Origin of the sequence: Pseudomonas sp. Marseille-Q5299 (genome assembly GCF_943737035.1) — a bacterium.
In the GTDB taxonomy this organism is placed as follows: Bacteria; Pseudomonadota; Gammaproteobacteria; order Pseudomonadales; family Pseudomonadaceae; genus Aquipseudomonas; species Aquipseudomonas putida_E.
Genome location: NZ_CALSFR010000007.1, coordinates 363,241 through 385,188 on the forward strand (window position 1 = coordinate 363,241; position 21,948 = coordinate 385,188).

Annotated in this window: 19 protein-coding genes, 2 pseudogenes and 1 riboswitch; of the genes and pseudogenes, 9 read left to right on the forward strand and 12 right to left on the reverse strand. The window is 61.5% G+C overall.

Annotation, left to right across the window (positions count from 1 at the left end; translation table 11 throughout):
- Positions 1–168: 168 nt before the first annotated feature.
- Both NGJ21_RS20715 and NGJ21_RS20720 read left to right on the forward strand, forming a co-directional pair.
- Positions 169–1,398 carry a pyridoxal phosphate-dependent aminotransferase gene (locus tag NGJ21_RS20715; protein WP_115274688.1) on the forward strand — a complete coding sequence of 410 codons (1,230 nt, stop codon included), beginning with the start codon at positions 169–171 and terminating at the stop codon, positions 1,396–1,398.
- Between the two features lie 127 nt (positions 1,399–1,525).
- The gene (locus tag NGJ21_RS20720) at positions 1,526–2,440 is read left to right on the forward strand and encodes a site-specific integrase (protein WP_174141144.1); all 915 of its coding nucleotides are present in this window, start codon (positions 1,526–1,528) and stop codon (positions 2,438–2,440) included.
- A 95-nt stretch (positions 2,441–2,535) separates the two neighbouring features.
- Here NGJ21_RS20720 and NGJ21_RS20725 read toward each other — a convergent pair whose 3' ends face one another.
- Positions 2,536–3,726, reverse strand: coding sequence for a type II secretion system F family protein (locus NGJ21_RS20725; protein ID WP_046786094.1), 1,191 nt, complete (start codon positions 3,724–3,726; stop codon positions 2,536–2,538).
- 11 nt (positions 3,727–3,737) lie between these two features.
- The gene (gene gspG / locus NGJ21_RS20730; protein ID WP_039603405.1) at positions 3,738–4,163 is read right to left on the reverse strand and encodes a type II secretion system major pseudopilin GspG; all 426 of its coding nucleotides are present in this window, start codon (positions 4,161–4,163) and stop codon (positions 3,738–3,740) included.
- Between the two features lie 191 nt (positions 4,164–4,354).
- Between gspG and NGJ21_RS20735 the strand changes: the two genes are divergently transcribed.
- From NGJ21_RS20735 to NGJ21_RS20750, 4 genes are all read left to right on the forward strand, one after another.
- Positions 4,355–4,948, forward strand: a complete 594-nt coding sequence (locus NGJ21_RS20735) for a lytic transglycosylase domain-containing protein (RefSeq protein WP_046786095.1) — start codon at positions 4,355–4,357, stop codon at positions 4,946–4,948.
- Between the two features lie 109 nt (positions 4,949–5,057).
- Positions 5,058–6,518: a sensor histidine kinase gene (locus NGJ21_RS20740; RefSeq protein ID WP_115275537.1), complete on the forward strand. Its 1,461-nt coding sequence runs from the start codon at positions 5,058–5,060 to the stop codon at positions 6,516–6,518.
- A 284-nt stretch (positions 6,519–6,802) separates the two neighbouring features.
- Positions 6,803–8,299: a sensor histidine kinase gene (locus NGJ21_RS20745; RefSeq protein WP_046786096.1), complete on the forward strand. Its 1,497-nt coding sequence runs from the start codon at positions 6,803–6,805 to the stop codon at positions 8,297–8,299.
- Entirely contained in the window at positions 8,268–9,692 is a 1,425-nt protein-coding gene (locus tag NGJ21_RS20750; RefSeq protein ID WP_115274691.1) for a sigma-54-dependent transcriptional regulator, read from the forward strand. The genes NGJ21_RS20745 and NGJ21_RS20750 overlap by 32 nt, the downstream gene beginning before the upstream one ends.
- 76 nt (positions 9,693–9,768) lie before the next feature.
- Here the strand turns inward: NGJ21_RS20750 and NGJ21_RS20755 are convergent, their stop codons facing one another.
- The 3 genes from NGJ21_RS20755 to NGJ21_RS20765 all read right to left on the reverse strand — a co-directional run bounded on the left by NGJ21_RS20755 (position 9,769) and on the right by NGJ21_RS20765 (position 12,162).
- The gene (locus tag NGJ21_RS20755; protein WP_125924865.1) at positions 9,769–10,071 is read right to left on the reverse strand and encodes a hypothetical protein; all 303 of its coding nucleotides are present in this window, start codon (positions 10,069–10,071) and stop codon (positions 9,769–9,771) included.
- A gap of 84 nt (positions 10,072–10,155) precedes the next feature.
- The gene (locus NGJ21_RS20760) at positions 10,156–11,508 is read right to left on the reverse strand and encodes a GntP family permease (RefSeq protein ID WP_046786099.1); all 1,353 of its coding nucleotides are present in this window, start codon (positions 11,506–11,508) and stop codon (positions 10,156–10,158) included.
- Positions 11,509–11,622: 114 nt separating this feature from the next.
- A complete protein-coding gene (locus NGJ21_RS20765; protein WP_115274693.1) occupies positions 11,623–12,162 on the reverse strand; it encodes a gluconokinase in 540 nt (179 codons plus the stop codon).
- Positions 12,163–12,370: 208 nt separating this feature from the next.
- On the opposite strand from NGJ21_RS20765, the gene gnuR reads away from it, so the two are divergent.
- The 3 genes and pseudogenes from gnuR to NGJ21_RS26150 all read left to right on the forward strand — a co-directional run.
- On the forward strand, positions 12,371–13,390 hold the full coding sequence (gene gnuR, locus NGJ21_RS20770) for a transcriptional regulator GnuR (protein ID WP_046786101.1): 1,020 nt from the start codon (positions 12,371–12,373) through the stop codon (positions 13,388–13,390).
- Between the two features lie 126 nt (positions 13,391–13,516).
- Positions 13,517–14,299: pseudogene (locus NGJ21_RS26145) on the forward strand (PAS domain-containing protein); the annotation flags it as partial.
- A 105-nt stretch (positions 14,300–14,404) separates the two neighbouring features.
- Positions 14,405–14,836 (forward strand): annotated as a pseudogene (locus NGJ21_RS26150) (methyl-accepting chemotaxis protein); the annotation flags it as partial.
- Here the strand turns inward: NGJ21_RS26150 and NGJ21_RS20785 are convergent.
- The 7 genes from NGJ21_RS20785 to NGJ21_RS20815 form a co-directional block, all read right to left on the reverse strand.
- Positions 14,817–18,086 (reverse strand): transporter substrate-binding domain-containing protein, encoded by a 3,270-nt coding sequence (locus tag NGJ21_RS20785; protein ID WP_251962597.1) that lies wholly within the window; start codon positions 18,084–18,086, stop codon positions 14,817–14,819. The pseudogene NGJ21_RS26150 and the gene NGJ21_RS20785 sit on opposite strands and share 20 nt — an antisense overlap.
- A gap of 13 nt (positions 18,087–18,099) precedes the next feature.
- The gene (locus tag NGJ21_RS20790) at positions 18,100–18,714 is read right to left on the reverse strand and encodes a response regulator transcription factor (RefSeq protein WP_046786104.1); all 615 of its coding nucleotides are present in this window, start codon (positions 18,712–18,714) and stop codon (positions 18,100–18,102) included.
- A gap of 226 nt (positions 18,715–18,940) precedes the next feature.
- On the reverse strand, positions 18,941–19,183 hold the full coding sequence (locus NGJ21_RS20795) for a DUF1272 domain-containing protein (RefSeq protein WP_046786105.1): 243 nt from the start codon (positions 19,181–19,183) through the stop codon (positions 18,941–18,943).
- A gap of 66 nt (positions 19,184–19,249) precedes the next feature.
- Positions 19,250–20,002, reverse strand: coding sequence for a precorrin-4 C(11)-methyltransferase (cobM, locus tag NGJ21_RS20800; protein ID WP_115274695.1), 753 nt, complete (start codon positions 20,000–20,002; stop codon positions 19,250–19,252).
- 32 nt (positions 20,003–20,034) lie between these two features.
- Entirely contained in the window at positions 20,035–20,427 is a 393-nt protein-coding gene (locus NGJ21_RS20805) for a cobalamin biosynthesis protein (RefSeq protein WP_251962602.1), read from the reverse strand.
- Positions 20,428–20,444: 17 nt separating this feature from the next.
- A complete protein-coding gene (locus tag NGJ21_RS20810; protein WP_119687082.1) occupies positions 20,445–21,155 on the reverse strand; it encodes a CbtA family protein in 711 nt (236 codons plus the stop codon).
- 9 nt (positions 21,156–21,164) lie between these two features.
- The gene (locus NGJ21_RS20815; RefSeq protein WP_115274697.1) at positions 21,165–21,350 is read right to left on the reverse strand and encodes a CbtB domain-containing protein; all 186 of its coding nucleotides are present in this window, start codon (positions 21,348–21,350) and stop codon (positions 21,165–21,167) included.
- Between the two features lie 109 nt (positions 21,351–21,459).
- A riboswitch (cobalamin riboswitch) is annotated at positions 21,460–21,684 on the reverse strand.
- Between the last annotated feature and the right edge of the window lie 264 nt (positions 21,685–21,948).

Below are 21,948 nucleotides of genomic sequence, written 5' to 3' on the forward strand. Positions count from 1 at the left end.
CCCCGGTCACAAACATGGCTCCTTCGCCGTTTGGCGGCAAATGGCCAAGCAAACGTTTTCGTTGGCGGGTGTTGCCAGAGCTGCAGAAGGGTTCTGCTATTTTTAACCTCATTCGGCGCACAGCGTTTTCAGACCAGCGGTGCGAGTTGGGCAGACAGGGAGACAGTCATGCGCTATTCCACGCTCACCCAACGCATTGCCGGTGATGGCGCTGCTGCCTGGGATATCCACTACCAGGCACAGGCCCTGCGTCGCGAAGGGCGCGAAATCTTCCTGCTGTCGGTGGGCGATCCTGACTTCGATACGCCAACGGCCGTTGTCGAAGCTGCGGTCTTCAGCCTTCGCCGCGGCGACACCCACTACAGTGATGTGCGTGGCAACCTTGCGCTGCGCCAGGCGATTGCACGCCGTGGTGGCCCTGAGGTCAGTGTCGAGCAGGTGATGGTGCTCGCTGGCGCACAGTGTGCGTTGTATGCGGTCTGCCAATGCCTGTTTGGAGCGGGGGACGAAGTGATCGTCGCCGAGCCCATGTATGTCACTTACCACGCTGTATTCGGCGCTTGCGGGGCGCAACCGGTACAGGTGGCGGTAAGCCCGGAGCAGGGCTTTCGGCTCGACCCGCAAGCCGTGGCGCAAGCAATAACCCCGCGTACCCGAGGGCTGCTGCTGAACACACCGCACAATCCGACCGGCAGCGCCATCTCCCCTGAGGACATGGTGCAACTCGCGCAGCTTTGTCGCGACCATGATCTTTGGCTGGTGTGCGACCAGGTCTACAGTGGCCTGCTGTACGACGGCCAAGCGGTTGCCCCGGCGCAAATGCCCGGCATGCGCGAGCGTTGCGTGATCATCGACAGTGTGTCCAAGTCGCATGCGATGAGCGGCTGGCGCGTGGGGTGGGTGGTCGGCCCCCCGGCGCTGATCGCGCACTTGGCCAATCTGGCAATGGCCATGCTGTTTGGCTTGCCGGAGTTTGTCATGCAGGGGGCCTGCGTAGCGCTGGAGCAGAACCTGCTTGCGGTACAACAGATGCGCGAGGCCTATCGTCAGCGGCGTGATCTGGTGTGCAGGGCCCTGCGCGATTGCCCCGGGGTGCGCCCTCACCGGCCGGCGGGCGGCATGTTCGTGATGCTTGATATCCGCGAAACCGGGCTGAGCGCCCAGGCTTTCGCCCAGCGGCTGTTGATTGAGGAGGGCGTTTCACTGCTGCCGGGCGATGCATTCGGGCCCAGCGCAACGGGACATGTGCGCATGGGGCTGGTGCTTGCGGTCGAACAGTTGGAAGAAGTGTGCTGCCGCATCGCTGCCTGCGCCAGGCGTGTACTGGCCGAGCAGGCCGCCAGGGATATCGAAGGTGAAGCCGAGGATTGCCGAGTTGGACACGAGGCCTACCAGTGATAGCCTATGTGCCCCCATTTCAGCTCATGTCAGTGGCCAAGATCCCTGATCTTCAAGGCAATGACGCAGGCCGCTTTACGCCTGGAGGGCCCGATGGCGCTCCGGGCTTCGCTACAGGATTCACGTTTTGTCCGACCTTTCGCAAAATCCGCTGCTGCAGTACCTCGCCAGGCTGGCGCCTTCCAGCCAGCAAACCATGCGCTACATCTTGCAAGACGCTGCCGACCGGCTGGGTTTCATTGATTGCAACCTCGCCGATGTGCCATGGCACAAGCTTGAGCCGGGACATGTGATCGGCCTGGTTGCAGCACTGCGCACCGATGGCTATGCGCCCAACAGTTCGTCGCTTTATGTCAACGCAATACGCGGCGTGATGAATGAAGCCTGGCGCCAGGGCCTGATCGATCATGAGCAGTTGCTGCGTATTCGTGAGGTCAAGCCGGCAACCGGCAGCCGCCTGCCGCCAGGGCGCAACCTGCGCCGTAGCCTGATTCGCGAATTGATGGATGTCTGCACCGCCGATCCGCGCCCGCAGGGTGTTCGTGATGCGGCGATCATCGCGCTGCTGTATGGCACCGGCATGCGCAAATCGGAGTCGGTGGACATCGACCTGGAGCAAGTCGACTTCCAGGCGCGCAGCCTGCAGGTGCTGGGCAAAGGCAACCGGCAACTGATCAAGTATGCGCCGCCCTGGGCCTTCGAAAAACTGCAGGCCTGGCTTGATCTGCGTCGACAATCACTGCCAGAGGGCACCTCGGACGACCCCTTCCTGTTCAACCGCATCCGCCGTGGCAACCACATTACCCGTGCGCGCATCACCAAACATGCGATTTACTACATCGCCCGTCAGCGCGGGGCGCAGGTGGGGGTGAAGATCATGCCGCATGATTTTCGCCGGGCGTTCATCACCCGGGTGATCGAAGAGCACGACCTGTCGATCGCGCAGAAGCTGGCGCATCACGCCAACATCCAGACCACTGCCAGCTACGATCGGCGCGATGACAATGAGCGGCGGCGGGCGGTGGACCGGTTCGACTATTGAGCGAGCGGGTTCACCCATCAGGCCAGCACCGTGTCAGATGGCACCAGCCCGCCGTTGATCGTCGGCAAGCCGGCCGTCAACGTGGTCGGTGACGGCTAGTGGATACTCGACGCCAGCTCGAAGATCGGCATGTACATCAGAATGACGATCACCCCGATCAACAACCCGATGAAGGTCATCAGCAGCGGTTCAAACAGCTTCACGAACCACTCTACCCAGCGCCCTATTTCCTGGTCATGAAAGTCTGCGCAGCGTTCAAGCATCTCGCCCAGGTTCCCCGATTGCTCACCTGCCCGCAGCAAGCGCAGCGACACTGGCGTGACCAACTGCCCGGCTTCCAGCGCTTGCGACAACGGCAGGCCTTCACCCACCCCGCGACTGGCCTGCTCCAGGCCTTGTGCCGCAGCGCTTCCCAGCAGCCCGCGGGCCATGCCCATGGCCGTCAGGATGGGTATGCCGCCTTGCAGCAGAATGCCCAGCGAGCGATAGAAACGCGCCAGCTCATACATCATCAGGCGCTGATGCAAGGCTGGCATTCGCCGTATCTGGCGCGACACCCAACGCCGCAGAACGGGGTTACGCCGCAGCAGCACCAAGGCGCCGATGCCGCCTGCCGTTGCCAGGGCCAGGGGCAACTGTTGAGCATGCAGGAACAGGCCGATCTGCATCAGCATGCGCGAAAGCCAGGGCAGTTCGCTGCCCATGCCCTCGAACACCAGGCTGAAGCGTGGCACCACGTAGCCGAGCAGGAACAGCACGACGCCACCGCCCACCAGTAGCAGTAGCAGCGGGTAGACCGAAGCCCCCACCAGTTTTTGCCGGACCAGGTCCAAGCGCTGCCGGTATCCGATATAGCGGTGCAGGGCGTCGCCCAGCGCCCCGGTACGCTCGCTGGACTGCACCAAGGCCACGTATAGCGGCGGGAATATCCGCGGCTGCTGGGCCAGGGCCTGGGACAGCGAGCGGCCTTCGTACAACTGGCCAACCAGCGCCGCCAGCACTTTACGGGTTGCCGCGGTCGGGGCTTTTTCCGCAAGGCTTTCCAGGGCATCGATCAAGGGTAGGCCGGCATGCAGCAGCGTGGTCAGTTCCTGACTGAAGAGCAACAGGTCAAAGGCGACCTGGCGTCGCCAGGGCACACCGACCAGAGTGCCGCCTTGGCTGCGTACGCTGACGACACGCAGGCCCTGGTCTTCCACTTTGCGCCGAGCCTGTTCGGCATCCTCGGCATCGATGTGCAATTGAACCACGCCCTCTCTACCCAGGGCCTTGAGGCTGTAGCGCATGGCCTTGCTCCTCATTGCCAACTGGTAATTTCGGCGTTTTCACCATCGCCACCGGGCTGGCCGTCCTTGCCCATGGACAGCAAGTCGTACTCGCCGCCGTTTTCACCTGGCTGGCGGTAGATGTAGGCACGGCCCCACGGGTCTTGTGGAATTGCTTTCTGCAGGTAAGGGCCTGACCAGCGGGCTTCGCCACTGGGGGCGGCTACCAGTGCCTGCAAGCCCTGCTCACTGTTGGGGTAGTGGCCGACTTCCAGGCGATAAAGGTCCAAGGCCTTGCCCAGCCCTTCGATCTGCGCCCGTGCCACCTTGGCCTCGGAACGGCCCAGCTGGCTGAAGTACTTGGGGGCGACGATACCGGCCAACAAGCCGAGCACCACCAGGACCACCAGAAGTTCGAGCAGGGTGAAGCCACATTGGCGATTGGGTTTGCGCTGCATGGTGAAGCCCTCCTGCATGGGGACATGCCTTTTCAGGTTTTCATCTGCCATGCAACAGCCGTGCACGTCTGCCTCGGGGCCTTGCGCCATGCGCCATGGCAAGCGGCACAGTGCTTGCGTCGTAGCAGAAAAGCCCGGGTTTTCCGGGGTATTTCCCCCATATCGGGGGGCACGGCGGGGAGGCGACCGACATGCGTGGAATTATCCTGGGACTGATCTGGCTGGCTGGGGCTACCGCCCAGGCTGATGTGTACATTGCCATCGATGACAAGGGCGGTTACGTGCTGACCAACGTCCACCGGCCCGGGCGCAACTATGAACGGGTCATTCGTGAACCGGTTGCGCAGGCTGGCCCGGCCAATGCGCAATTGATCACCGGGCGGCCCTACGCCGACCTGGTGGCAGCAGCGGCGCGCATGCACAACGTGCCGCAGGCATTGCTGCATGCGCTGATCAAGGCAGAATCGGGGTACAACCCAAAGGCCCGCTCGGCCGCCGGGGCGCTTGGGCTGATGCAACTGATGCCGGGTACGGCGAAGGAGATGGGTGTTGAGGATGTGCTTGATCCGGAGGACAACGTGCAGGGCGGGGCTCGCTACCTCAAACGCATGCTGAACCTGTTCGACAACGACATCACCCTGGCCGTGGCCGCCTACAATGCCGGCCCGGATGCTGTGCGCCGACGTGGCGCGGTGCCGCCCTTCGCCGAAACCCGACGGTATGTGCCCAATGTGCTGCGCGAATACCGCAAGTTACAGGGGCTGGCAGCGGACTCGCCGTTGTGATGGGCACCTGATGGCAGGCAGCCTTGCATCGGCCTTGCGAAAATCAATGCCATGGGTTCCCCAACTCTGGGCTATAACCTTTCAAAGGTGCTCAGCAGTGGTAGCCGCCATGGACATCGCCTCCCGTTCCGACCCACTCGAGTCACCCGCCAGCCCTGACGCTGGCACGTCGCGCAAGCCGTTCAACCTCCTGCGTTGGTACGCCTGGGTCAGCCTGGCCATCATCCTGTCGGTGGCCGCCGGCCTGGGGTTGATATCCAGCCGTTTCATCATCGACGAAAGCGTCGAGCGTGACGCGCTGCTTACCGCGCAGTTCATCACCTCGATCGCCGACGCTGAAGTACGACATGTGGCGATCCCCAATGTGCGCACCATGGGCGAACTGCTGGACCCGCGTACGGACCTTGATCCTTTGCCAGGCGTTGACCCTGTGGCGCGGCGCAAGGCCCGCGGCGAATTCCTTGACCACATCGCGCACTTGCCAGACATGCTGCTGGCCAACATCTATGCCCCGGACCGCACAGTGATCTGGTCGAGCAATCCGGCGCTGACGGGCAAGCTGATTCAGGGCGATGACGACCTGGATCGGGCGTTCGAGCACAAAATGCGGGTCTCGGCCAGTTACCACGGCTTCGAAGAGGCCCGCTCCGAGCAGAAGTTCGTGACGCCACCTGAGCAGTTGTTCATCGAGAACTACATTCCGCTGTTCGACGCAGATGGCGAACACGTCGTAGCGATGGTGGAGATATACAAGGAACCCCATGACCTGATCGTGCGCATCGAACATGGCCTGGTCCTCATCTGGCTGGCCACCACGGTGGGTGCCGGGGTGGTCTACATCGGCCTGTACGGCATCATGCGCCGCGCCGCCCGGGTGATGGCGGTGCAACAGAAGCGGCTGATCAGCAATGAAACCTATGTGGCCCTTGGCGAGGTGTCCTCGGCCGTGGCGCACAGCTTGCGCAATCCGTTGGCCAGTATCCGCTCCAGCGCCGAACTGGCTCAGGTGTACGACGAAGGGCCGGCGCAGCGCAATATCAACGAGATCATCAGCCAGGTCGACCGCATGTCGCAGTGGATCCGCCAGTTGCTGCAGTCGCTGCGGCCACTGGATGACAAGACGATACCGGTCGACCTTCCCCAAGTCCTGCAGGACAGCTTGCAGACCTTTGCCATAGCGCTGGCACGCAGTGGCGTGACCCTGGACCTGAAGCCGCTTCCGGCACTGCAGGTGATGGGACAGCCGGAATTGCTCGGGCAGATTTTCAACAGCCTGATCGCCAACGCTCTGGAGTCGATGGAGCAGGGTGGGCGGCTGCGTGTCGAGGTGGTGAAGCAGGACAGGCGCAGCGTCACCCTGCGCCTGACCGACACCGGAAAAGGCATGAATGAACAGCAGCAGCGCATGGCGTTCAAGCCCTTCTTCACAACCAAACAAGGTGGGCTGGGGGTGGGGTTGGTATTGGTCAGACGGATCATGGAGCGTTTCGGTGGGTCGGTTCGGTTGAGTAGCCGCGAAGGCCTTGGCACTCAGGTTTCGCTCAACTTTCGGCTTGCGCGAGCTTCGTAGAAATCTAGAAGTAGACGCTAAGATATTGTTCTAAAAGAACATTTTATTATTGGGTACAAATTCCCCAAAACTGGGGGATCTATTCTAGATTAAGTATTAGATTCTGTTTCTAACCGATTGATTATCTTCAAATTAGTTTTGAAATAAATCCGTGGCTGACTTTTTGCAGGAAGACATAGGCGATAAATGGCGGCTGCGGCCGGCGTGGCGAAGTGCTATCAGTTAGCTACGCACGGCAATGAGTGACAGCCTTCTGAACGGAATCCTTGCGCGGGAACCTCGCGATGCAGACGCTGGAAACCGATGTTCCCGACAAGCTCCTCGCCCAGCCCGGCAGTGGTCTGGCTACGCCCCTTCGCGAATTCAATCTGCTGCGCTGGTTTTCCGTGATCAGCTTGCTGATCATCACGTCGGTGGCAGGTGGTCTGGGCTATGTATCGACCCGCTTCGTGGTCCGCGACAGCGTGGAGCGAGACGCCATGCTCACCGCCCAATTCATCCAGGCCATGGCCCAGGCCGAAGTGCGCCATTCGCAATTGCCACCTGGCACCACCATGGGTGAGCTGCTCGATCCGCGCCTGGACCAGCAGCATCTGCAGGTGAGCCCGCAGCTGGCCATGGCGACTCGGGTCGAGTTCCTCGATCATGTCGAGCATCTTCCGGACACGCTGCTGGCCAATGTCTATGCCCGTGACCGCACCATCGTCTGGTCCACCAACCCCGATCTGGTTGGCAAGCGCATCGAGGCCGACGGCGACCTGGATCACGCCTTCCGCTCGCGCAAGGCGGTGTCCGCCAGCTACCACAAGGTCGAAGAGCACCGCGAGGAACAGAAGTTCGAGCGTGAGCCCAATTACCTGTTCATCGAAAACTACATTCCCCTGTTCGACAGCCAAGGTGAGCAGGTGCTGTCTATGGTCGAGATTTACAAAGAGCCACAGGACCTCATTCGACGCATTCAGCGCGGTTATGTGCTGATCTGGGCCTCGACCCTGGTGGGCGGGGCGCTGATCTACTTCGGCCTGTTCTGGATCGTGCGTCGCGCAGCGTCGATGCTGCACCAGCAACAGGATCGGCTGGTGGCGAGTGAAACCTATGTTGCCCTTGGTGAGATGTCCTCGGCGGTGGCCCACAGCCTGCGAAACCCATTGGCCAATATCCGCTCCAGCGCAGAGCTGGCACAGGAAATCGCCAATCCGCAGGCCCAGCAGAACATTGTCGACATCATTAGCCAGGTGGACCGCATGTCACGCTGGGTGCGCGAACTGCTGGTGTCACTGCGCCCGACCAGCGATATGCCCGAGGCTGTGGACCTGGTAGCCGCCATCAAGGATACCCGCCTGGCGTTTGCCCAGCAGATCGAGCGTAACGGCATCCGCTTTTCCTTCGACGGGCCCCAGACGCAGTGGGTAGCCAGCCAGCCTCTGCAGTTGACGCAGATCCTCAACAGCCTGTTTTCCAATGCCATCGAAGCCATGCCAATGGGTGGCGAGTTGCGTGCCATGGTCTGCATACAGGAAGGTCAGCGCGCTGCATTGCTGCTAAGTGACACAGGCAAGGGCATGACCAGGCAGCAGCAACGCATGGTCTTCAAACCGTTTTTCACCACCAAGCAGGGCGGCCTCGGTGTAGGCCTGGCGCTGGTTCAGCGCATCATGGAACGTTTTGGCGGCTCGGTCAGCCTGAGCAGCCGTGAAGAGGAAGGAACCCGCGTCAGCCTCACTTTCAATATCGCAGCGGGAGGGGAACATGGAGCACAGCATCCTGGTAGTCGAGGATGATGAAATCCTTGCCAACAACATTCGCACCTATTTGAACCTGAAGGGCTTTGAGGTGACGGTGTGTAACAGTGCGGAGCTTGCGCTTGAGCAGATCAAGCGGTTCCAGCCCGACGCGGTACTCACCGACAACTCGCTGCCCGGCATGAATGGGCATGACCTGCTGCGCACGCTGGTGGCGCAGATGCCGGAGCTCAAGGTAATCATGATGACCGGCTACGGTAACGTAGAGGATGCCGTACAAGCGATGAAAGAGGGGGCTTTCCATTACCTGACCAAGCCCGTGGTGCTGGCCGAGCTCAAACTGACACTGGAAAAGGCTTTGGCCACCGAGCGGATGGAGCGCACGCTGTCGTTCTACCAGGAGCGCGAGGCGCAGAAGTCCGGGCTGCAGGCGCTGATTGGCGACTCGCCGGTGATGCTCACCCTCAAGCACACGCTGCGCCAGGTGCTCGATGCTGAACGCCGCATGGCCAATGACGACCTGCCGCCGGTGCTGGTCGAAGGCGAGACGGGTACCGGCAAGGAACTGGTTGCGCGTGCCCTGCATTTCGATGGTTCGCGCAGCAAAGGCCCGTTCATCGAGTTCAACTGCGCCTCGATCCCGGCCAACCTGCTGGAGGCTGAGTTGTTTGGCCATGAGAAGGGGGCATTCACCGACGCCAAGGAACGTCGCGTGGGGTTGGTGGAGGCCGCGGACGGCGGCACCCTGTTCCTCGATGAGATCGGCGAAATGGACCTGGTGCTACAGGCCAAGCTGCTGAAACTGCTGGAGGATCGCAGTATCCGCCGCATAGGTGCGGTCAAGGAGCGCAAGGTTGACCTGCGGGTGATCAGCGCCACCAACTGCAATCTCGAACAGATGGTGCAGCAGGGCAAGTTTCGCCGGGACCTGTTCTTCCGGCTGCGCATCATCGCGCTGAAGGTACCGCGCTTGCACGCCCGCGGCCAGGACATCCTGCTGTTGGCGCGGCACTTCCTGGCCCATCACGGGCGTCGGTACGGTAAACCGAACCTGCGCTTCAGTACCGAGGCACAGAACTTGATGCTCAATTACAGCTGGCCTGGCAACGTGCGCGAGTTGCGCAACATGTTGGAACAGACGGTGTTGCTGGCACCTAATGAAGTGGTGCAGGCGCACCAGTTGAATCTGTGCCTGACCCTGGTCGATGAACCCCTCACGCAGCCGATGGCCACGGTGTACGAAATGCCGCGGCATGAGCCTGAGCCTGGGACCAGTTTGCCGGACATGGAACGGGATTTGGTGTGCAGGACGCTGGACCGTACTGATTGGAACGTGACCAAGTCGGCGCGGATGCTGGGGCTATCGCGCGATATGCTACGTTACAAGATAGAAAAGCTGGGGCTGACACGGCCTGAAAAGCGCCAGTGGTGAGCGGTTCGAAGCGGCTTTCCTGCGTTGCCAATTGCGCCCTCTTCACGGGGCAAGCCCGGGAAGAGGGCGGTACCGCTCAGCGCTGACCGCCGTCCGATCCGTTACCACCTTGGCCACCCGCGCCCTCCGACCCACTGCCTTCCATCCCAGGCAAATCACGATTGTCATTTTGCCTGGCGGGCGGGCTTTCAGGGTCGCTGCCCTGTATTCGCGGGTCGGTATCCCGTGGCATGGGCTCCTCGATCGGGTTGAGGGTGCTGTCCGCGCCCGGCTGGGGCGCCGGGTTGTGCGGATCATCCGGATGGGTCGGCCCGGTGCCGACCGCCAGGGCCAGGGGGGAGGCGAGCAGGGCAGCGAGTAACAGGCTTGTGCGCATCATGGGCAGGCTCCTTTGCGAAGGTAGGGCACGTACTTACGTTGGGCCCTACTCAAAACGCCAAGGTGCCATTACCCCGATAAGCGGTCACACCACCGTTGACAGCATCATGATGAAGATGATGCCGACCACCGACAGGATGGTCTCCATCATGCTCCAGGTCTTGAAGGTCTCGGCCACGGTCATGTTGAAGTACTGTTTGACCAGCCAGAAGCCGGCGTCGTTGACATGGGACAGAATGAGCGAACCGGCGCCGGTGGCCAGCACCAGCAGCTCACGGTTGACGCCGGGCACCAGATCGATCACCGGGGCAACGATGCCTGCGCCGGTAATGGTGGCAACCGTCGCCGACCCCGTGGCGATGCGGATGACCGCAGCCACAAGCCAGGCCAGCATGATCGGTGAAATTTCTGCCTGTACCGCCATCTGGCCGATCACATTGCCGACCCCGGTATCGACCAGCATCTGTTTGAAACCGCCGCCTGCACCGACGATCAGCACGATGGCAGCCGTCGGCGCCAGGCTCTGGTCGAGCATCTTCATGATCTGTTGGCGGTTGAAGCCGCGCGCCGAGCCGAAGGTGTAGAAGGCCAGCAGCAGGGCAGCGAGCAGGGCGGTAATCGGGTGGCCGATCAGGTCCATCCACTGGCGAACGATGTGCTCGGCCGGTAGCACGACGTCAGCGAACGTCTTGAGCAACATCAGCACCACCGGCAGCAGCACGGTGACCAGGGTGACGGTAAAGCTCGGCAGGTTACCCTGATCGGACTCCTTGGCGATCTGGTCCATCAGTTCCTGTGACGGATTACCCGGGATATAGCGGGAAATGAAGTTACCGTACAGCGGGCCGGCGATGATGGCAGTGGGCAGTGCCACCAGCAGGCCATAGAAGATGGTCTTGCCGATGTCGGCATTGAAAATGCCGATCGCCAGCAGTGGGCCCGGATGCGGAGGCACCAGGCCGTGCACCACCGAAAGGCCCGCCAGCAGGGGGATACCGATCTTGATCAGCGATACACCCGAGCGCCTGGCGACGATGAACACCAGCGGAATCAGCAGTACGAAGCCGATTTCGAAGAACAGCGGGATGCCGACCAGGAACGCGGCAAACATCATGGCCCAATGCACGTTCTTCTTGCCGAAGGCGCGAATGAGGGTTTGCGCGATCTGGTCGGCGCCACCGGAGTCGGCCATCAGCTTGCCGAGCATGGTCCCCAGGGCGAGGACGATCCCGACAAAGCCCAGTACCCCACCGAAACCATCCTGGAATGACTTCATGACCTTGGCCACCGGCATACCGGAAGTCAGGCCGAGGAAACCGGCGGCGATGGTCAGGGCGACGAAGGGGTGGACTTTGAAATGGGTGATCAGCAGGATCAGCCCGATGATGGTCACCAGGGCGTCGAGCAGCAGGAAGGTATCTGTAGCCAGTCCGAACATGGTTTTAAGGCCTCGGTCTTATCGTTGTTTTTTGGCGTTGCTTGAAATTGAACTATCGGCGCTTTCAGGCGTCGGGACAGCGCTGTCTTTGGTGAGCCGGAAAAACCGCCAGGTTCATGCGGTCCGCGCCAGGTTCCGCTCACCGCAGGGCTTTAGCCAGGCGTCTACCGTCTCGGCCAGCGTGTCTATCGGCTGCGTGGCATCAAGGGGCAGGGTCAGAGGCTCGCCATGCGGGGGCTCGAGGGCGGCGAACTGACTGTCGATCAGGCTCGCCGGCATGAAATGCCCGGGGCGGGCGAGGACGCGCTTCTCGGCTTCGGCAGGGGTGAGTTCGAGAAACACGAATACCAGCTCCGGCATGGCCTGGCGCAAGGTATCGCGGTAACGGCGCTTGAGTGCGGAGCAGGTGAGGATCGGGCGTTCGCCCGCCTGCACCGTGGCTTGCAACTCTTGGCCCAAGCGCACTAGCCAACCGGCTCGGTCGTCGTCGTTCAACGGCGTGCCCGCGCTCATCTTGCGGATGTTTTCGGCAGGGTGAAACGCGTCGCCTTCGATCAGGCGGCCGCCGCTTCTGGCGGCTATGGCAGCGCCGATGCAGCTTTTGCCGCAACCGGCCACGCCCATCACCACGATGGCGGACAGGGGAGAATTCATCAGTACCTCCTGCGGGGTGAGATAGCGCTGTCTCGTCGCTGACGAAACGCGAACTCCCCGGTGTTGTTGATCTTGTCGTTACGCAGTATGGACGCTCGGCAGAAGGCGCGTAGTGGCCACCACCAAAGATTACATTGCTTGCGTCCTGAGACAGCGCTACCTTAGTGGCCGTTCCCCTCCCTTGGCAAGTAGTAAAATTACAACACTCATGTCCCGCTCAGGCTCCCGCACTACCGGTCGACCCACCCTGGCAGAAGTGGCCAGGCTCTCCGGGGTTTCCCCGATTACCGCTTCCCGCGCCTTGCGCGGTGTCAGCACCGTGGCTCCGGCACTGGTGGAAAAGGTGGTGGCCGCGGCAGCGAGCCTTGGGTATATCGCCAACCCCGCTGCCCGGGCGCTGGCTTCTGCACGCAGCCAGTCGGTGGTTGTGCTGATTCCGTCGTTGTCCAACCAGCTATTCATCGACACTCTGGAGGCCATCCACGAAGTGATGCGCCCCCGCGGGCTCGAGGTGCTGATCGGTAACTATCACTACGATATCGACGAAGAAGAGAATCTGATCCGCAATTACCTGGCGTACCAACCGTGCGGCATATTGCTCACCGGTTTCGAGCGTAGTGAGGCTTCTCGGCAGATGCTGGTGGCCAGCGGCGTGCCCTGCGTCCACATGATGGAGCTGGGTGGCACGCCTGGCATGTTGTCGGTAGGGTTTTCCCAGCAGCAGGCTGGTCGGGCTGCTGCCAGGCACCTGCTCGAGCGAGGCCGGCGCCGCCTGGCGTTTATCGCCGCGCAACTTGACCCACGGGTGATGCAGCGTGCCGAAGGGTTCCGCCAGGCGCTGGCTGAAGCCGGCATGCACGCTACCGAACTGGAGGTCCTGTCGCCGCAACCCTCGTCCATTGCACTGGGCAGTGAACTGTTCAGCCAATTGTTGGCGCAGGCACCGGATGTGGATGGCATTTTTTTCTGCAACGACGACCTTGCCCAAGGTGCTGTGCTGCAGGCCTTGCGCCAAGGTATCGAAGTTCCAGGGAGAGTAGCCATGGTCGGGTTCAATGACCTGCCGGCTTCGGCGCATATGGTCCCCCGTCTGACCTCCATTCGCACACCGCGTGCCGCCGTTGGTCGGGGCGCGGCACAGGCGCTGCTGGCGTTGCTCGATGGCAAGCGAGTGGCTACCGAGCAGCAGGATCTTGGGTTTGAGCTGATGGTGCGAGAAAGTTCCTGAGCCCGCACGCATGGGGCGGGAATGGGCCGCACGAATACACTAATCACTAAGTGATAGCAGTTTGCTTGCACGCTGTCGGCGCCGATCTATGCTCAGAAAACCCTGCGCATAAAGGACCCCGGCGCCATGTTCGATTTCCATCGCAAGTCAGATTTGCTCGAGATTCAGCGCGCTCGCCAGGCTCTGGCAGAAACCCAGGCAAAACTCGCGGCGATCAGCCGCTCAATGGCGATGATCGAGTTTGGCCCTGACGGCACCATTCTCGATGCCAATGCGCAGTTCTGCCTGGCAATGGGCTATGGCGTCGATGAGTTGCGGGGCAAGCACCACCGATTGTTCTGCGACCCCGACTACAGCAAAAGTGCCGAATATCAGCAGTTGTGGCGCGAGTTGGGCGAGGGCAAGCCAATCAGCGGCACGTTCGAGCGTATCGACAAGGCCGGCCGTGAAGTCTGGCTGGAGGCCAGCTACATGCCGGTGCTCGATGAGCGTCAGCAGGTCATCAGTGTGATCAAGGTGGCTTCCGATATCAGTCAGCGGATCAAGGATGAGCACGAGAGCGAAAGCCTGCTCAAGGCCATCGGTCGCTCCATGGCGGTGGTCGAGTTCACGCCGCAGGGGCGGGTGATCAAGGCTAACGAGAATTTCCTGACTACCATGGGCTATCGCCTGGAAGAGGTAGTGGGCCGCCACCACGGCTTGTTTTGTCTGGCCCATGAGCGGGAGTCGTCTGCATACCGCGATTTCTGGGCTTCGCTGAACCGTGGCGAGTATCACTCCCATCGTTTCGAACGGGTCAACAAGCAAGGCCAGACGGTATACCTCGAGGCCTCATACAATCCGATCTTCGACAGCAAGGGCCGGCTATACAAGGTGGTCAAGTTCGCCAGCGACATCACCGCGCAGGTCAGTACGCAGCAAAGCGCCGCTGAAGCGGCCCATGCCAGTTCGGTACAGACTGATGCATGCGCACGGAAGGGCACCGAAGTGGTACAGCAAACCGTGCAAGTCATCGAGCAGATTTCCCAGGAGCTCAATGACGCGGCGCGCAGCATCGATGCCGTCAGCAAACAATCGGACGTGATCGGGCAGATTGTCCTGACCATTCGCGGCATCGCCGATCAGACCAACTTGCTGGCCTTGAATGCCGCGATCGAAGCGGCACGTGCTGGTGAACATGGGCGCGGTTTCGCTGTGGTCGCCGACGAGGTGCGCAGCCTGGCCGCACGCACCAGCAAGGCGACCCTGGAGATCGTCGATGTGGTACGGCAGAACCATGATCTTTCGCTCACGGCAGTGGCCAGCATGCAATCGAGCCTGACACGCACGGGGCGAGGTGTTGCCCTGGCTAACGAGGCAGGGACTGTGATCATGGAGATCCAGCAGGGGTCACGCCACGTGGTTGACGCGATCAGCCAGATCAATTCTACGTTGCAATTGCACTGAGGGCGTCGGAGAGTTCGCGCTGCAGGGTCTGCAGGCTGGTTTCCAGTTGCAGGCGCAGGGCGTCGGTGGGCACGCCCCGCGCCTGGGCCTGTTCGATGGCTTCGCAATCCGTGACCACGCCGCGCACCTTGAGCATCTTGGCGCCGCCCTTTATACGGTGGGCGACGGCGCGCACCGCATCGCCGTCCGGTGTACTGCCCAGGCCGCGTAGCGCCGCAAGGTCTTCGCTGGCGCTTTGCGAAAGCTGTTCAAGCAGGCGGCGGATAAGCTGTTCATCGTCCTGGGTCAGGTGGCGCAACTCGTCGAGGTTGAAGCCGCTGGCCTTTGGCTGCGGCGCAATAGGAGTGGCTTGGTTCTGCGGCAAATGGGCTTTGAGGGCGCTGAGGCCGACAGGTTTGAACAGGCAGTCGTCCATGCCACTGGCCAGGCAACGCTCATGTTCTTGGGCCTGGGCGTTGGCGGTGATCCCGATGATCGTACAGGCTGACCTGGCCAATTCATGCTCCTGCAGACGAATGCTGCGGGCCAGTTGGTGGCCGTCCATCACTGGCATGCTGCAGTCGGTGATGACCAGGTCAAACTCTTCAGCCTGCCAGAGGGCCAGCGCCGTTTGGCCATTTTCGGCCAACGTCACTCGATGGCCCAAAGTATTGAGCTGTTTCTCCAGCAACAGCAGGTTGGCCGGGTAATCATCCACCACCAGGATGTTCAGGGGCCCGCTTTCACTACCTTGGCTGGGTACAGCGTGCTCGGCAGGCAGCGGGGCTTCGCAGGTCGGCAGCTGCAGCTCGACCGATACCTTGGTGCCTACACCTTCGACGCTCTGCAGGTTAAGAGTGCCGCCCATCAGTTTGGCAAGGGTGCGGCTTATCACCAGACCCAGCCCTGCGCCCTGTCGCGCCCGCGGGCCATCAGCCTGGGCAAAAGCGCTGAAGAGACGAGCCTGGTCTGTCAAACCAATGCCAATACCGGTGTCGCGCACGCTCAGCTGCACTTGCACGCTGTTGCCGGCGGTTGTCGGCTCAAGTGCCAAGGTTGCGTGAACCTCGCCCCGATCGGTGAACTTGATTGCATTGCTCAGCAGGTTGGAGAGGATTTGCTTGATCCTCAGGGCGTCTGCCAACACCCAGACGGGCCCTTCTGGTAGTTCGCAGTGCAGGCGCAGGCCCTTGACTCGTGCATTGCCGTCGAAGACCCGCAGGGTGGTGCGGACCAGTTCGACCAGGTCGGTGGCTTCTGGCTGCAGGCTCATGTGGCCGGATTCGATGCGGGAAATATCGAGGATGTCGCCAATCAGCCCCAACAGGCCAATGGCCGAATCATGCGCGGTCTGCAGGACCTGAGTATCGCAACGGCCCTTACGGCTATCTTCCAGCGCCAGTTCGAGCAGGCCGATCACCGCATTCATGGGCGTGCGGATCTCGTGGCTCATGGTCGCCAAAAAGGTACTTTTGGTATGGCTGGCCCGTTCAGCATCGTCCTTGGCCTGGCGCAGCTGTTCGAGCAGGCCGCGGCTCAGCGACAATTGTTCCTGCAAGGCGCGCTGCGCCTCGGTACGCTGGTTTATCAGTTTGCGCAGGTAGCTGTTCCAGAACACCACGCCGGCCAGCAACAGCGCAGAAAGCACAAGCACTTGCAATGCCAGTGTGCGGTAGTTGCGCCATGGGCTGTCGCTGACCACGGTGCTGATACGCCAGCGATTGATCAGTTGGTCGAGTTCTTCAGGAGGAATGCTCAACAGGGCTTTGTCGAGAATGGCCTGCAACTGCGGCTGGTCAGGGGCGACGGCGAATGCGGCAGTTGCCGGGTCATCACCGAGCACTGTGGCTATGCGTAGCTGGTCCTTGAAAACATGAGTGATGTAGTACTTCGCGTTGATATGACTGCTGTAGGCGACGTCAGCATTGCCGTTGGCGACTGCTTCCATCAAGCCTAGCGGATTGTTCACTTCTACCACTACCGCCTTGGGGTGCTGGCGTTGCACTTCTGCTCGCAGGGGTGAGCCCCGCAGCAGGGCGATACGTTTGCCCTCCAGCCCCCTGGACTGTGGCGGCCAGGGCGTCTGGCTGCGTGTGACCAGAACCCTCGGGCTGACGAGGTAGGGGCGGGTGTAGCGCAGTTGCGTCTGGCGCTTCGCACCATAACCCAGGGCCCCGATCATCTGCGCCTCGCCGCGTGCCACTTGTTCGATCATGGTCTGCACGGCGTTACGCTCGATGAGCTTGAATGTCAGCCCGGTGCGCAGGGTTATCTGCTTGAGCAGGTCGATGGTAATCCCGCTGGGCTGCTGCTGGGCATCGTTGAAGGTCAGCGGCGCAAGTGCGGCGTCGATCAGTACACTGACAGTAGGATTCTGGTCTATCCACGTCTGTTCTTCCGCGGTAAGTGCTGACAGATGGCGTTCGAGCAACAGGCTGGTGTTGCCACTTGTCCAACGGCGCAGGATGTTCAAACGCTCGCTTTCTGTGATCCTTGCCAGGGCCATGTCGATCAGGCGGCGCAGGCGCGGGTTGTCATTGGCCAGGGCGAAGGAAAAGGTGCCCGCTGGCCCACGGCAGAAATGGTCGATCTTCACCGTACCCTGGTAACTTTTGCCAATAAGAAAATCGGTGCTGATAGCGTCGCCCAGATAGGCGTCCACCTCTCCCATTTCCACCGCTGCCAGCCCTGCCAGCGTTGAGCGATGAAGGCTCAACTGTGCTTTGGGGTAGAGCGAACGGACCGTTTCGCTCGGCAGGTAGTGATCGACCATGCCCAGGCGCACGTCTGTGAGGTCTGTGTTGTTTTTCAGGGTGCGCCCTTCGCGGGTGACGATGACTGGCAAATCGTCTGCGTAGGGCTGGCTCAGGTTCAGCTGGGCATCGGCCGCTTCGAAACTGTTGGAGCTGCCCAGCAAATCGATTTTGCCGTCGCGCAAGGCTGCGATCGCCGCATGGCGGCTGGGAAAGCGCCTGACCTCTATCGGTATCTCCAGAAGTTCGGATATTAGCCCGGCATAGTCTGCGCTCAGGCCCTCATAGTCGCTCGGGCTGATGTTGATCTCGAACGGGGGATAATCGGGACGCGAGCTGCCCAGCAACAGAACTTTGCGCTGCTGCAACCATTGGCGGTCCTGGGCATCGAGTTGCAGTGGTGAAGCGGTGCTGACAGCACGTGCCAACAAGCGCCGCGTTTCGACATCTGCCGGTGCGGCGAGCGCGGAGCCAGCCATGCCAATGGCCAGCAACAGCGCAACCAGTACGCACTTCATGCCGATCACGCGCCTAATTGACGTTATTGCGTTTGGCCAGATCAACCATTTCTACCAATGATTCAGTCTTGAGCTTGTCCATGATGCGGCCACGGTAGGTGCTGATGGTCTTGGCGCTGAGGTTCATGCAATGGCCTATGTTCTTGTTGTTTTCACCACGGGCCAGACGCCGAAGCACTTCCATCTCCCGATTTGACAGGCTGCCCAGGCGCCCGTGCTCGCTGTCCAGAGTGTTGCTGTTCACCGACATCTGCGGGAAGGTCGAGTACCCCTTGACCAAGGCTTTCATGGCAAAGACGACGGCATCGAGATCTTCATCTTTGGTTACAAATGCGCCTATACCGGCATCCAGGCAACGGCGGACGTACAACTCGGTGGCCTGCCCGGTCAATACCATGATCCTGGGGACCTGTTCGAGTTGCTGCAGGCGCTTGATGACTTCCATGCCGTCGAGGCCAGGAAGCCCGATATCCAGGATCACGACGTCGGGTCGTAGGTTGCGTGCTACCTGCGCCACTTCGCTACCGTTCTCGACTTCCCCCACAACTTTGAAGCGCTCGCGCTCAAGCAGCATGCGCAGCGCGAATCGAACGGTAGAGTGATCGTCAACGATCAGCACGGTTGTCATGAGGCTAACTCCTGTCGGAATGTGGTCCGTTTCCTAAGGCTAATCAGGAATACGTCTGCAAGGTCTTTCTGCAGCGCAGCACGATACGTCCATTCCGGTTCCTTGGTAATGGCGAGTATAGATCTGTTGAGTTAGGGGGACGACTTTGTTGAAAAATCCTACAAAATCGTCTGAGTACAAGCATCGCCAGGGTATTTTTTCGCCGATGCTTGTGGCTGCAAGTTGTTCAAGCACAGCGGGCGTGGGGCTTGAGCACGCGCTCAGTGGCAGGTGGGTTGTTGCTCAAGGCCGTACCAACCCGGGTGGGGCGTGCGACCAATTGACCTGAGCAGTTGGGGCAGCGGCCATTGAAGTGGGTTTCAGCACAGCTTTTGCAGAATGTGCATTCGAACGAGCAGATCAGCGCGTCAGGGCTGTCGCCCGGCAGATCGCTATTGCAGCATTCGCAATTGGGGCGTAGTTCCAGCATGGGCGCGACTCCGGTCCGCGGGATGGAGCCTGGAGTCTGCTACGGTCTGTATCAGCTTGGCAATGTTCAACTGCCCCGGCGATAAAGGTGCGCATGCCCGGCGCGGTACAGGGCTGACTCGGCGAACGGAGCATCGCCCAGTACGTGCCCGACGAGAATCAGCGCGGTGCGACGAAAACCCTTCGCGGCTGCCTTCTCGACGATATCCTCGAGGGTGCCCCGTGCCCAGTCCTGATCGGGCCAAGTGGCGCGGTGAACAACGGCCACCGGGCAGTCTGCGCCGTAATGGGGGACAAGCTCATCGACGATTCGAGCCAGGTGTTTCACGCCGAGGTGGATCGCCAAGGTGCAACCATGACGCGCCAGGTCGCCCAGTTGCTCGCCTGCTGGCATGGGCGAGCTGTCCCCGTAGCGGGTTAGAATGACCGTCTGCGCCACCTCAGGCAGCGTCAGCTCGCAGCCCAGCAACGCGGCACTGGCAGCGGTAGCGGTTACACCCGGAATGATCTGGTAATCGATACCCAGGTCGCGCAGATGGCGGATCTGCTCGCCGATTGCGCCGTACAAGCTGGGATCGCCACTGTGAACACGGGCGACATCCTGGCCTTTTTCATGGGCCGCGTGCATGGCCTCCACGATTTGCTCCAGGTGCAGTTCCGCGCTGTTTATCACGGTCTCGGCCTGGTGCCCGTCGAGCACTGCCGCGGGCACCAGGGAGCCGGCGTAGATGATCACTGGGCACTGACGGATCAGGCGTTGCCCTTTGACCGTGATCAATTCCGGGTCGCCGGGGCCGGCGCCGATGAAGTAGACCGTCATGGAAAATCCTTGCAGGTGAATGGGTGGGCCAATTATCCGCCGCAGGCAAGGGCCAGGGTAGCGGCGCCGAGCGTTTGCCGCGTCACCACAAGCGAGGCGTTGCCGCGTTCATGATGGGCCATTGCCAGGGCTGCGCTCTCCGCGACGCCCCAGCAACCGCTGTGGGCGAATGCCACCGCAGAGCGATGGCTCAGTTGTGGCTCGTAAGCCTGTAGTTGCGAGGCGTCGAACACCAGCAGGGGCAAATTGTGACGTTCGGCGAGTTGTCGCAGGCCAGGCTCGTCGGCTTTCGACGTGATGCTGGCGATGCCGCGCAACGCCGACAGCGTCAGCCCGTGGCCATGAAGTGCCTGGTGCAGCAGCTCGTCCAGGACCTCAACCGGGCAGCCCCGGCGGCAACCAAAGCCGGCGTAAAGCGCCGGCAGCGGGTGGTGGCTTGCCATCAAGCCTGGCTGGAACGGCGGTACAGCCAGGCGCTGAGCAGGCCCAGAGCCAGCCAGAAGGCAGCGTTGGTTGCCCACGAAGCGATCTTGAACTGTGTTTCCAGGGCTTCTGGGGCCAGGCTTTCATGGACTTCGGGTTGCGGAGCGCCGATCACATGCGGCACTACCAGCAATACTGCCCCGAGGGCCTTGAGCAGCCAATGACGAGCGAACACCAGCAATGCAAGCCCCAGCGCGGTGGCGGCGGCGGTGCCAATCCACCAGTTCTGGCGCTGGCCGAGGTCTGCGGCCGCGGTGCCTGGCAGCTCTGGCGGCAGGCCCAAGGTGGGTGCCAGGCAGAACACGGCGAACCCGGCCAACCCCCATAATGCGCCGGTGGTGACGCGGTTGGGCTCACGCAGGCTGTACAGCGCGGCAAGGATCAGGGCGAAGCCGACGGCTACGACGAGGTTGCCACCGGTGGTGGCGAGGATGCGCTGCCAGCCGTCCTCCGGTGACCACGCATCGGCACTGTGTTCGTGCGCCGCAGCATGTTCATGCCCAACGGTTGCCTGGATATCGTGGCCGTGGTGCTCGGTGGTGGGGGCTGCCGATTCATAGGTTTCCGCCTCAAGAATCAGCGGTGCGACCCAGAAGCTTTGCAGCAGGGTCAACAACAAGGCTGCGAGCAGCCCGCTGAACCCGGCGGTGCGGGCAATGCGCTTGATCATGGGGCGGTCTCAGTGGCAAGGGAACGCGGCGCTGTGGCGGGTGTCGTGGGCAGCGTTGTGCACGGCTTCGATGTGTGAGAAGCCGGCAAAGTAGATCAGGCACAGGCCCAACAGGCTGGCAGCGGCGGCGATGACCACGCGCTGGCTGAGGGTGACGGGGGTGGCGATACCGTGTTTGGCGCTGGTGACGGGCATGACGCGTTCCTCTGCTTTGTAGGGCATTGTGCCGATTGAGCAACAGGCAAGCGCGGCAACCCCGGGCTTGAATGGCCCAGGGAAATGCGACAGCGCCCGCCCACCGCGGGGTGTTCATGAACGCCAGGCCGGTCTCCGGGCTTGCGAGGAGGAGCAGGGCTCCTGGTAAAGCGTCACCTTCCCATGCCGTACGACGTGGCACAGTGGTTTAGACGCTTCGCTCGCTTACCGTTGCGGGGGCAGCACCGGGATTGTCCGGCCCTGATCGAGGGCCTGCGACGCACCGGTTTCCCGTTTCACCCCCAGAGGGGGCACCTGAACGCAAGGTGCAAGGAGAGCACGGGGCAGGGTTTGCGTCAATCGTAGGTCACGATTTGCTTGCCGTTGCCGTTGCCGTTGCCGTTGCCGTTGCCGTTGCCGTTGTTTGCTTTTGCTTTTGCTTTTGCTTTTCAGAGCGCGGTAGTACAGGCACCGCAGATTGCGACTTCAGGAGGCCGAGCGCAGGTCTTGCGAAGGGAGGTGACGGGCATGGATGCCCGTCAAGCGCTGCGGCCCATGGATGGGCCGTCAGCGCGGTCCTCCCGGGAGCAAGGCCGGA